This is a genomic window from Nocardia rhamnosiphila NBRC 108938, assembly GCF_000720425.1.
Lineage (GTDB): Bacteria > Actinomycetota > Actinomycetes > Mycobacteriales > Mycobacteriaceae > Nocardia > Nocardia rhamnosiphila.
The window spans coordinates 1,226,987-1,238,535 of record NZ_JOAJ01000001.1 but is presented as its reverse complement, the minus strand read 5'-3'; the positions used below and the strand labels follow the sequence as shown (position 1 = coordinate 1,238,535).

Annotated in this window: 8 protein-coding genes; 4 read left to right on the top strand and 4 right to left on the bottom strand. The window is 68.8% G+C overall.

Going from position 1 to position 11,549, the window contains the following annotated elements:
- Positions 1-5 precede the first annotated feature (5 nt).
- Complete coding sequence (locus IG75_RS0105560) at positions 6-242, top strand: MbtH family protein (RefSeq protein ID WP_030520071.1); 237 nt, start codon at positions 6-8, stop codon at positions 240-242.
- 72 nt (positions 243-314) lie between these two features.
- On the opposite strand, the gene IG75_RS0105555 is transcribed toward IG75_RS0105560, so the two are convergent.
- Together IG75_RS0105555 and IG75_RS0105550 are read right to left on the bottom strand one after the other, a co-directional pair.
- Positions 315-1,514 (bottom strand): lipase family protein, encoded by a 1,200-nt coding sequence (locus tag IG75_RS0105555; protein ID WP_425594449.1) that lies wholly within the window; start codon positions 1,512-1,514, stop codon positions 315-317.
- A gap of 179 nt (positions 1,515-1,693) precedes the next feature.
- Positions 1,694-4,954 carry an arabinosyltransferase domain-containing protein gene (locus tag IG75_RS0105550; RefSeq protein WP_030520069.1) on the bottom strand — a complete coding sequence of 1,087 codons (3,261 nt, stop codon included), beginning with the start codon at positions 4,952-4,954 and terminating at the stop codon, positions 1,694-1,696.
- Positions 4,955-5,416: 462 nt separating this feature from the next.
- Between IG75_RS0105550 and IG75_RS0105545 the strand changes: the two genes are divergently transcribed.
- Positions 5,417-6,067: a class I SAM-dependent methyltransferase gene (locus IG75_RS0105545; protein WP_030520068.1), complete on the top strand. Its 651-nt coding sequence runs from the start codon at positions 5,417-5,419 to the stop codon at positions 6,065-6,067.
- A 12-nt stretch (positions 6,068-6,079) separates the two neighbouring features.
- Here the strand turns inward: IG75_RS0105545 and IG75_RS0105540 are convergent, their stop codons facing one another.
- Entirely contained in the window at positions 6,080-6,718 is a 639-nt protein-coding gene (locus tag IG75_RS0105540; RefSeq protein ID WP_030520067.1) for an HD domain-containing protein, read from the bottom strand.
- A gap of 314 nt (positions 6,719-7,032) precedes the next feature.
- On the opposite strand from IG75_RS0105540, the gene IG75_RS0105535 reads away from it, so the two are divergent.
- Together IG75_RS0105535 and IG75_RS0105530 are read left to right on the top strand one after the other, a co-directional pair.
- Positions 7,033-8,232, top strand: coding sequence for a cytochrome P450 (locus IG75_RS0105535; RefSeq protein ID WP_210436779.1), 1,200 nt, complete (start codon positions 7,033-7,035; stop codon positions 8,230-8,232).
- Between the two features lie 44 nt (positions 8,233-8,276).
- A complete protein-coding gene (locus IG75_RS0105530) occupies positions 8,277-9,095 on the top strand; it encodes a mycofactocin-coupled SDR family oxidoreductase (RefSeq protein WP_030520065.1) in 819 nt (272 codons plus the stop codon).
- 21 nt (positions 9,096-9,116) lie between these two features.
- Here IG75_RS0105530 and helR read toward each other — a convergent pair whose 3' ends face one another.
- Positions 9,117-11,321: an RNA polymerase recycling motor ATPase HelR gene (gene helR, locus IG75_RS0105525; RefSeq protein WP_030520064.1), complete on the bottom strand. Its 2,205-nt coding sequence runs from the start codon at positions 11,319-11,321 to the stop codon at positions 9,117-9,119.
- Positions 11,322-11,549: the final 228 nt, after the last annotated feature.

The following is an 11,549-nucleotide window of genomic DNA, read 5'->3' as shown; positions in this document are numbered from 1 at the left end:
ATGATATGAGCACGAACCCGTTCGACGACGCGGACAGCCGCTTCCTCGTACTGGTCAACGACGAGAACCAGCATTCCCTGTGGCCGGCCTTCGCCGAGGTGCCGCACGGTTGGCGGATCGTCTTCGGTGACGCCGGCCGGGCCGCCTGTCTCGACTACATCGAGCGGAACTGGACGGATATGCGGCCCAGCAGTTTGCGTGAGGCGGTCACCGCCGATCAGGGGCCGGCCACCGTTCGCTGAATCGGCAGGGTCCGGCGGGCCGCGGGGCGCCGAACAGGCCCCGGCCCACCGGGGCCGGGGCAGGGACATAGTTCAGCAGTTCGACGGTGCCGGGTCGCCGCGGAAACGGCCCTCGAGCCATGTCATTACGGCGGGCAGGCCGAGGACCGCCGCGGACAGATGTTCCGGCGATACGGTGAGTTCGGCTTGCAGTGGTACACCGGCCGCGCAGTAACGCTGGTTCGTGCGGACGATGGAATCCACCGGAATCAACGGATCGGTGGCCGAATGCCATTCGAAAACGGGCATATCGGGTACGCCGTCGAATAATTCGAGGCTGTTCTCCTCGAGCACCGCGCGGGCGTCCGGGCTGTCCACCAACGACATACTGCTGGCGAATTCGGCGACACTGCGTCCGGCCCCGGTGGCCAGTATTTCGTTGACGCATCCGTTCGCGAGCGTGTTACGGGTCAGCAGTCCTCGCGTGTTCATCGACTCGCTGATCGGGAAACGGTTCGGATATTCGCGTTCGAGGCCGATTCCGGCCGCCATCACGAGGCCGAAGGCCGGATGTGGGCCGGTGTTCACGGCTTCGATCATGCGCACCAGATTCATCGGCACACCGCCGATCGCCGCACCCGCGATATCCAGTTCGGGCGCATAGTCCGGGGCGAGCGCGGCCGCCCAGGCGGTGGCCATGCCGCCGCCGGAGTAACCGGCCATGGCGACGCGGCTGTCGCGCAGGCCCAGGCCGGCCGCGCGGACCGCACGGATGCCGTCCAAGGTGATCTGGCCGCCCAGCCTGGCCGCACCATAGGCGGACGTCGGACCGAGATGGTCGGGCAGCGCCACACTCCAGCCGCGGACCAGCACCGCGTTCAATGCCGCGGCCTCGCGGACCTGGAGGGTGGGGTCGGGACTGTAGAGCACCCGGGAGACGGCACAGCGGGTGCCGAGCCCGTTGATGATGTGCTGATAGGACAGCAACGGTCCCCCGGGAGCGCGCCCCTGCGGCGTGAGCACGGTGGTGGTCGCCGCGATCGGTCGGCCGGTCGAATCGGCCGAGCGGAATTTCACCAGGGTCACCGTGGACCCCGGGAACATGGGCAGCGGGGCCATCTTTCGGGTTTCCAGCACCTCCCCGGGCGATTTACCGGAGATATCGTCCGGCGCCGCATAAAACGGATCAGGGTCGGGTAGGGGGTAGATGGGCGCGGCCACGGCCGGGCTCGCGCCGATCACGGATACCACGGCAATACTGCCGAGGAGTACGGCGCCGAAGGCGCGCACCAATAGATTTCGATCTGATCTCGGAATCTGCACGCGACAAGTATCAGGGATCGTCGCGCGAATTCGTGAACGCGCGCGTTCCAGTCTTGTTGTGTCGCGTATTCTTCCGGATCACCGCGGCGGAGCGTCGCCGAAATATCGGGAGTCGGCGCCGGACCCGCGCGCAGGTCCGGCGACTCCGTTTACCAGGTGACGTTGATGGGGCCGGGACTCCACAGCCCGGAATGTTCTTCCCGGGCGACGCTCGGCGCGGCCGGGCGGGCCGAGGTGTCCACAGGCATCAGCCGCTGCAGCTGCCCCCAATCATGATTCCAGTCGTCCTTCAGATAGGTGGCCAAGGTCTGGGAGCGCAGCAATTGGCGGCTCCAGCCCAGCGGCCCGCCACCGTCGTGGCGTTGCCAGAGGTTGGTGGTGTTCGCGGCGGGACGGTCGGGCAGGATGCGCCAGCCGGGCGCCTGGGCGATGCCGTCCTTGTGATCGAACGGGCGCTGGCACGGGAACTGCAGGCCTACCGCCCAGTCGAGCAGCACCGGCTGGTCGGAGCCGATCACCTCGTGGAGCGTGCGCGTCTGCGGAATCCGCGGCGGGGTCAATGCGATCCACTGCTCGGGATCGAGCGTTCTGTCCTCGGCGACGATCCGGACCACATCGGCCCGGTCCGGAATCTCGTCGAGCGGAACGCGTAGATTGCGCCACGACGGCGTCGGGCCGATATCGATGGGCATCACCTGCCCGAGCGAACGGGCCCCGGACGCCGGATCCGTGACCCCGTACTCGATATCGACGGGTTGTCCCGGCATGACCTCGCCGTCCTGGGTGATCGCCCGGAACCGGCCCGCCGCGGTGATGGCCATGATCCCGGCCCGGTCGGCCGGGTCGGGCAGCCGGTACCAGCCGGTGGTCAGTTCGGCCGATTCCTGCTGACCGGCGGTACCGAGTACGGGGGTGGTGTTCGACAGGCCGAACGGCAGTGGCGCCCCGCCGGTCTGGGTGACCGAGGTGCCGTCGGAGGTATCGCTCAGGGCATCGGCGAGGCTGTTGTCGTCCGCGGGCTGATCGTCGTCGGACGTGACGTCGGCGACCCCACCGGGAACGAAGCCGGCGGCATCCGCCGCGAACGTCGTGGCGGCGTCACCGGTCAGCGGCGGGAGCATCGAGGTGTTCGGGTCGGATTCGACCAGGACATCGTTGGCCAGTCCGCACGGCTTCCCCAGTACGGCATCGACATTCGAGCGCGCCAGGGAGAACGCCGGATACTGGGTGGCCGCGGCGGTGGCGAACGAACCCACCTGGAAGATCACGATCACGGCCGCCGCCACCGTCAGCGGCGGAATCTTCACCAGCCGCCAGGCCCGCGGCGAAACCCGGTGCGGGGTACCCGGTTCCGGCGCCCGTAGATGCCACCATCCGGCGAGTGCCAGGCACAGCACCGCCACGGTCAGGAAGATCTCGCTCATCCCGACACCGCCGATCGCCGGAGCCGTATCCCACCACGGAATACCGTGGCCGGAGGCGTAGAACCATTTGTTGACGCCGGTGAAGATCTGTGCCAGCGCCACCGCCACGATGGCGGCGAACAGCGCGCGGTACCGCGGCGCCCGCATCACCTTCGGACCCACCGCCACCGCGGTGACCACGGCGACGGCGCCGGCCAGCCCGGCGAAGACACCGTTGTGGTGGGTGAACTTCGTGGGCACGGTCGCCATCAGCAGCATCGCCCCGAAGGTGATTCCGAGCAGGCGTTTCGCCGGGCCCGAGGTGACGAAGGGAATGCGCCCGCCCTTGCGCAACAGTACGAAGGCGCACACCAGCAGCCCGAGCCACATTGCGACGACCCCGAAACGGCGTCCGATCGAACCGTCGGCGGTGGCGGTGAACAGCCGCTGATAGGCCTGGTAGTCGTCGAACCAGGGCACCGACGGGCCGACCGCGTTGTGTACCCGGGTCATCTCGAACATCGCCGACAGCGGTTGGACACCGAAGGCGAAGACCAGCACCAGGGTTCCGGCCGCGGCCAGCGGGGCCAGTAGTGCTCCGTAGGCGGAAATCCGCGCGGACCACCCGATCTCCGCGCCACGACGTGCGGTGGCCGCTGCCACAGCGCGGGCCCGCTGGATACCGAACCGGACCACCGAGCGCGCACCGGCCGCCAGCGGCGCGAAACAGATCACCCCCGACGGCGCCGCGGTGAGACTGAATGCCGCGATCAGGATCGCGATCGCATACGGGAGCAGGCGCCTGCCGGCGATGGCGTGCTCGACCAGAACCCAGGTGAGCAGGACGGCGACCGCGATCACCGGTTCCGGTCGCAGCCCGTTGTTGTAGGGCAGCCAGATGGCGAGGAAACCCAGCGCACCGGTGCCGACCACAATGCGGTCGCGGCGCAGCCCGGCGCCGAGCCGCGGTATCACCTCACGGCTCAGGGTGAGCCACGCGAGCACCCCGGCCAGCAGGGTGGGCAGGCGGACCCACGGGCTGGCGATACTGATCTCGGTCAGCTGCGCGATCACGTCATAGGGCGGCGTACCGACCGGGTTCTCCGGCACCCCGAAGAACCGGAAGTAGTTGGCCATATAGCCGGAGACCAGCGAGGTGCGGGCCATACCGAATTGGTAGCCGTCGTCGGAGGTGGTGGAACCGATGAAATGCCACAGCAGCAGGGTCGCGAGAACACCCGCGTCGATACCGGTGAAAGTGCGCCAGCGTTGCGGTAGGAGGCGCCGGATCCGGCGCCCGTCGGACCGGTCGAGCCGTAGCAGTGCGACCAGGGCGACCGCCGCCAGCACCACCGCCAGTACGGTCGCGGCGCGCTTGATGAACGTCGGTGTGACCGAGAACCGGCTGTCGACCTCCACCTCGACACCGGCACCGGCCGAGCTGGTCAGATCGCTGAACACCCCGACCACCTGCGGCCGGAAGTCGCCGGCCAGGAAGAGCGGTTCGGTATCGGTGCCGGTGAGCTCGGCTGTGGTTGCGGCGCTGTCGGAACGGACCGTGAGCGTGGCGTCACGGAGTTGCTCGAGCGGCACACTGAATATCGACTGACTGCGCAGTACCACTTCGAGGCGGGCCGGCCGCCCGTCCTGCGCGGGCTGTACCCGGGCGACGAATCCGTACTTCTCGAGGTCGGGCGCATCCGCGGGCATGGTCGCCGCGACGAGCCCACCGGTCTCGGCCAACTGGTCGAGTGCCGCGCCGGGAACGGTGACATCGAAGGTGAGCGGCGCATAGGACACCAGAGGCGCGGTGATACTGCGGGTCGATCCCTGCTGCGGCCAGGCGAAAGTCGTCTTGTCCACATGTACCGGGAGCAGCGGTACCGCGACGGCGAGCACCGTCGCCAACAGACCGGCGACCAGGGCGATCCACTTCGCCCATCTACCGTTGGCCGGCCCCGGTGGTGGTGGTTGCTCGCCCGTGGGCGCCTCGTCCGCCCACACCATGGTGTCCGTCACGGGGCGCGATCGTATCGTGACGCATTCGTAACCGGAGGAATCGGGCGCTTGATTCTCAGCCCGCGCTCAGGTGGGTAATTTTTCGCGACCGTGTGAACAGCGAGGACGGCGATTTCCGGTGTCCGGCGGATCCGGGCGGGGCGTTGGATCCGGTCGTTCGGTCGGGTACCGGCGCCGGGCCACCGTTGAGCAGGATGGGACGCAGGGTGACCGCGGCGACGGTCCGCGCGAGACCACCGGTCAGGACCGGCGTAACCGATCAGCGACGAATGGTCGTCGCGCGGCCTGTTCGATACCGCCGCCGTCGCTCACGAGGACGACCTCGGGGAGGGGACGTCGAGCGGTCCACGGGTGTCGCCGGTTCGGAGGGCGCACTGGAAGGATTCGAGCGCCGCCCGGGCCCGCTGCGGGGAGAGACGGTCTCGCGTGGGCGGCGGGCACAATGCGGGGATGCTCTTGTCGCGACTCGACCGGTTCAACCGGCGTCATCCGTGGAACCACAACGATTACTACGGCCGCTGGGTCGCCGGCCGGGTGGTCGCGTCGGGAGCCCGTGAGGTTCTCGATATCGGCTGCGGTACCGGTAATCTCGCCGCTCTGCTGCGGGATCGCGGTCTGACGGTCACCGCGCTGGAACCCGATGCCGCGACCGCCGGGATCGCGGCGCGGCGGTTCGCCGGCGACCCGGCGGTGCGGGTGGTCCGGGCCGGCTTCGCCGAGCGGGAGCCGGGGCGGCGCTGGGGTGCGATCACTTTGGTGGCGGTGCTGCACCACCTTCCGCTGGTAGCCGCCCTGCGAGAGTTGCGGGAGAGTGTCGCCCCGGGCGGGCGGTTGGTGATCGTCGGCTGCTTCCGCGCGGCGTGCCTCGTCGACGGGATCGCCGCCCTACCTGCCGTGGTGGCCAATCCCGTTATGGGCATGATCCGGCACCCCGCGCCCGCCGAGGCGCTGCCCCCGCATATGTCGGCACCGGTCGCCGATCCGCGGGAGACGCTGGCCGAGATCCGTGCCGCCGTCGCCGCCGAACTACCCGGTGCGCGGATCAGGCGCCGCCTGTTCTGGCGCTACAGCCTGGTCTACGACGCCCCTGCCCGCGAATGAGCGTCGTGGCGCCTATTCGGGCCAGGGGCCCGCCTCGATGGCGTCCACGAAATCGGTGCGGGTGAAGCCCGGCTGGAAACGGGCGAGCACATCGGCATTGATGGTGCCGAACGTGGTGTCGGGTCGATCGGCGAAACCATGGGCGAAGGCGGCCAGGATCTGCCTCTTGAAATCTGGTCGCGGATGAGCCGCGACGACCGCGCGGATATCACCGGGGTCCAGGTCGTGGTAGCCGATACCGAGGACATCGGTGGCGACACCGGCGTTCACCAGCGCGATCTCGGGTTCCATATGTTCGGGGATACCGGGGGTGGTGTGCAGGGCGATGGCCGTCCAGACCTGCTGAGCCGCCGCGGTGTCCACGCCGTGGGCGGTGAGGAAACGGCGCGCTTCGTCGGCGCCGTCGACTTCGAATCGCTGATGGGTGGTGCGATAGGCGTCGGTCAACCCCAGATCGTGGAAGAGCGCGCCGATGTAGAGCAGTTCGGGGTCGGGATCCAGGCCGCGCCGCCGGCCCCACAGCATCCCGAACAGGTACACCCGCCGGGAGTGGTGGAACAGTAGCGGCGAGGCGCTGTCGCGCACCAGATCGGTGGCCTCGGCCACCATCCGGCTGTCGGGTATCACAACTCCTGCGATGGACTCGCTCATACCGAAACCTCCTGTACACGAGGTGGTCCTGTCGTTGCCCGGAATGTCGAGAAGTCCGGCACAGCCGGTGTTTCCTCGGTGTGCCGGTGGTCCTGTGCCGCGGGTGCGGACTGCCTGCATCTCGGAGAAAGGGCAGGCCGAGGGGTGGAACGAGCATAGATCGCGGGCGGGCCGGGGGAGTCGTGGTCGATCGGCGTGTGACGCGAGAATCACATTATTGTTTTCCGGCATGCAATGTTTCCGTAATAGGTAACGTTATTGTCGTCGAATCGGTGCCGCGGCCTGTGCCGCCGCGGCACCACAGCTCGAAGGAGATCGCCGTGGGTGAGGACGAGTCCGTCTACTGGGACCCTTTCGACCGCGCGATCGCCCACGACCCGTATCCGATCTACCGACGGCTACGCGCGCAAGCGCCGCTCTACTACAACGAGCGGCACGACTTCTACGCCCTCGTCCGCTACGACGATATCGACCGGGCGCTGCTGGACTGGAAGTCCTTCTCGTCGTCGCGCGGCCCGATCCTGGAGATCATCAAAGCCGGGGTCGAGATCCCGCCGGGCACCCTGCTGATGGAAGATCCGCCGGCGCACGACATCCACCGCGGGCTGCTGGCGCGGGTGTTCACCCCGCGGCGGGTCCTGGCCCTGGAACCGCAGATCCGCGCACTGTGCCACCGCGCGCTCGACCGGCTCGCCGGTGCCGGCCGCTTCGACCTCATGGCGGAGTTCGCGAACGAGGTGCCGATGCGGGTCATCGGGATGCTGCTCGGTATCCCGGAACAGGACCAGCAGGCGGTCCGTGATCGGGCGGACGCGAATCTGCGAACCGAGCCCGGGCAGCAGATGCGGGTCTCCGAGCGGGCGATTCCGAACGCGGACCACTTCGCGGAGTACATCGACTGGCGTGCCGAACATCCGTCCGACGATCTGATGACCGAACTGCTGCACGCCGAATTCGAGGACACCCGGGGCGTGCGCCGGACCCTGACCCGGCAGGAGATCCTGACCTATGTGTCCGTCGTGGCCGGAGCCGGTAACGAGACCACCGCCCGGCTGATCGGTTGGCTGGGTTCGGTGCTCGCCCACCATCCCGATCAGCGCGCCGAACTGGTCGCCGACCCACGGTTGATTCCGAACGCCATCGAGGAAACGCTGCGGTTCGAACCGACCGGCCACGCCATCGCCCGCTACGTCACCACCGACGTCGACTGCTACGGCACCACCGTGCCCGCGGGGAGCGCGATGATGCTGCTGGTCGCTTCGGCGAACCGGGACGAGGATCGCTGGGCCGATCCCGACCGCTTCGATATCCATCGCCGGATGGCCAATCTGCGGACCTTCGGTTTCGGCACCCATTACTGTCTGGGCGCGTCGCTGGCCAGGCTCGAAGCGAAAGTGGCGCTCGAGGAGTTCCTGCGGCGCTTTCCACGCTGGGAGGTCGATCGGGACGCGGCCGCGCTGTCCTCCACCTCGACCGTCCGCGGCTGGGAAACCCTGCCGATCACCGTGGGCTGACGGCTCCTGTCCGCACCACGTCCCCGACGACCCGAGGAGAAGAGATGGGAAAGCTCGACGGCAAAGTCGCTTTCATCACCGGCGCGGCCCGCGGCCAGGGCCGCAGCCACGCGATCCGGCTGGCACAGGAAGGCGCCGATGTGATCGCGGTGGACATCTGCGACCAGCTCGGGTCGGTGCAGTATCCGATGGGCACGGTGGAAGAACTCGACCGGACCGTCCAGGAAGTGGAGAAACTGGGCCGGCGCGTCGTCGCCCGGCAGGCCGACGTCCGCGAGGTGACCGCGCTGCAGCAGGCCTTCGACGAGGGCACCGCCGAACTGGGCCCGGTCGATATCGTGCTGGCCAATGCCGGGATCGGCGCGGGCGGGGCAGTGGCCTCGGAGGACCAGGAATGGGACGAGGTCGTCGGCGTCAATCTGAAAGGTGTGTGGAACACCGGACGCGTCGCGATCCCGTCCATGCTCGCCCACGGGCGGGGCGGGTCCATCGTGCTGACCAGCTCCACGGGTGGCCTGATGGGTGTCGGTATCCCGACCGCGGGCTTCCTCGGTTACACCGCGGCCAAGCACGGGGTCATCGGATTGATGCGGTCGTGGGCGAATTTCCTGGCGCCGCACAATATCCGGGTCAACAGTGTCGCCCCGACCGCCGTCCGTACACCGATGGCCGGGGACGGCAATCTCCAGGCCATCATGGAGCACGCCCCGGAACTGGCACGGGCACTGTCCAATGCGATGCCCGTCGATCTGGTGGAACCGCTCGATGTCTCCCATGCCATCGCCTGGCTGGTCTCCGACGAGGCCCGCTATGTCACCGGTACGGTCGTGCCCGTCGATGCCGGCCAGCTGAACAAGCGGTAGGAACCGGGGCCCGCCCGGTGGTCACCGCCCGTTCGGCCGTCCCCCGGCCGGGATCGGTGTCCCGGTGTCGGTGAGCCCGTGCAGTGCCGCCGGCAGCGGCTGCCGGTGCAGGACACCGAGTCGCTGGGTGGCCCGGGTGAGGGCCACGTACAGTTCGGCCGCGCCGCGCGGTCCGTCGGCGAGAATCCGTTCCGGCTCCACGACCAGGACGGCGTCGAACTCGAGGCCCTTGGTCTCCGACGCCGCGACCGCGCCCGGTACATCCGGTGGGCCGATCACCACGCTGGTGCCCTCGCGGCCCGCTTCGGTTTCGACGAACTCGGCCACGGCGTCCGGCAATTCGTCCGCGGTCACCTGCCTGGACCACGGCCGGACACCGCAGGCGCGCACCGACTCGGGTGGCTCGATCCCGGGCGCGAACTCGGCCAGCACCGCGGCGGCGACGATCATGATCTCCGCCGGGGTGCGGTAGTTCACCGTCAGCGACCGGTACACCCACCGGCCCGGTACATACGGCCGCAATACCGCGTCCCACGACCGCGCACCCGCCGCCGACCGGCGTTGCGCGAGATCGCCGACGATGGTGAAGGACCGGCCCGGGCAGCGTCGCATCAGTACCCGCCAATCCATCTCGGACAGTTCCTGGGCCTCGTCGACGACCACGTGCCGGAAGGTCCAGTTCCGGTCGGCGGCCGCGCGTTCGACGAGTTCGCGGGTATCCCGTTCGAGGAAGCGATCCGCCAGGTCCTCGGCGTAGAGGAGGTCCTGCGCGAACAGGTGGTCCTCGTCGTCCATCATGTCGGTGCGGTCGATCATGATGTCCAGTACTCCGGCGGCGTATTCCGCCTCGGCCCGGCGTGTCCGGTCGGCGGCTCGCTCGTCCGGATCGCTCCCACCCAGCAGGTCGGCCAGCTCGTCGAGCAGCGGCACGTCCGAGACGGTCCAGGCCGCGCCCGCGGCGCGGAACAGGGCCGGGTCGGCGCCCGCCGCGCGCAACCGCTCGGGGGACGAGTACAGCGACGCCAGCAGGTCCTGCGGGGTGAGGACCGGCCAGAGCACGTCCAGTGCCCCGGTGAACGCGGAGTTGTCCGCGAGTTCGGCGACAAGGTCCTTCCGCATGTCCTCCCATGCCGCTTTGTCGTCGCGGGTCAGCCATCCCCGGCCGATCCGGCCGATCGCCCGTTCGGTGAGCACATAGGTGATGATCTCGCGGAACACCGTCCGGGCCTCGTTGTGCGGCAGTTCGCTCGCCCGCGCCTCCTCCCGGGCCCATTCGGCGGTTCCGGCATCGATGCGCACGGTCACATCCGCCAGTTCGATGGGCAGCGGTTGTTCCGGTAGCCGCTGCCGATCCGCGATCGCCGCGGCGAGTACGTCCAGCATTCGCAGCGACCCCTTGACCCGCGCCGCCTCCGGCGCGTCTTCGGCCGTGACCCGCAGGCCCGGCACGAAGTCACCGGTGGTCATGAAGACCACATCGGATTCGCCGAGCGAGGGCAGCACCCGGCCGATGTGGTTCAGGAAGGCCGGATTGGGCCCGACGACCAGCACACCGTGGCGCTGGATCTGCTCCCGCCGGGTATAGAGGAGATACGCGACACGGTGCAGCGCGACCACGGTTTTCCCGGTACCGGGACCGCCCTCGATCACCAGCACACCGGGATGGTCCAGCCGGATGATCTCGTCCTGTTCGGCCTGGATCGTGGCGACGATATCGCGCATCCCCTCGCCACGCGGCGCGGCGACCGCCGCGAGCAGGGCGGCATCCCCGCGCGCGTCGCCCTCGGGGCGCCCCAGCACCTCGTCGGTGAACTCGACCAGCCGGCGCCCGCGGGAATGGAACTGGCGGCGCCGCCGCATGTTCTCCGGGCTGGCGGCGGTCGCGACGTAGAAGGGGCGCGCGGCCGGCGCCCGCCAATCCAGCAGCAGGGGTTCGTACTCGTCCGCTTCGTCGTACAGGCCGATCCGCCCGATATAGGAGGCCTCGCCCGCCACCGAGTCCAAGCGGCCGAAACACAATGTGTTGTCCGCCACGTCCAGTCGCTTCACCTCTCTGGCCAGCGCCCGTACCTCGGCATCACGTTCCAGCAGCGTGGTGCCGTTCCCCCGCAGTGCCGCGTGGTATCTCCCCTTCGCCCGGGTGCGTTCGGCATCGAGCCGGGCGTAGAGCTCGTCCACGTAGGCCCGCTCGGATTGCAGCTCGTCTTCGTATCCCCGGTCCGCCATATGCCCTCACTTCGTTCGACGATCGCTGCGTGGTCGCGGCGGCCGGGTGCGCTCCCCGGCTTCCGACCGGACGATTCTGCGGTATCACCCGGGCCTTGCCGCAAGGCCCCGGGTGCGCTATAGATTGATGGTGGAAGGGACTGGAATCGTTTCTTCCATCATCGGCCTCATCTGCCGACGTCTTCCGGGGACCACCACCGAATTAGAGCCCCGCATCACACCCGTGTG

What these genes read in the sequence shown, in the direction of transcription:
- IG75_RS0105560 (WP_030520071.1), top strand. Translation starts at nt 6, where the DNA reads ATGAGCACGAACCCGTTCGACGACGCGGACAGCCGCTTCCTCGTACTG.
- IG75_RS0105550 (WP_030520069.1), bottom strand. Translation starts at nt 4,954, where the DNA reads ATGGTGTGGGCGGACGAGGCGCCCACGGGCGAGCAACCACCACCACCG.
- IG75_RS0105545 (WP_030520068.1), top strand. Translation starts at nt 5,417, where the DNA reads ATGCTCTTGTCGCGACTCGACCGGTTCAACCGGCGTCATCCGTGGAAC.
- IG75_RS0105540 (WP_030520067.1), bottom strand. Translation starts at nt 6,718, where the DNA reads ATGAGCGAGTCCATCGCAGGAGTTGTGATACCCGACAGCCGGATGGTG.
- IG75_RS0105530 (WP_030520065.1), top strand. Translation starts at nt 8,277, where the DNA reads ATGGGAAAGCTCGACGGCAAAGTCGCTTTCATCACCGGCGCGGCCCGC.
- helR (WP_030520064.1), bottom strand. Translation starts at nt 11,321, where the DNA reads ATGGCGGACCGGGGATACGAAGACGAGCTGCAATCCGAGCGGGCCTAC.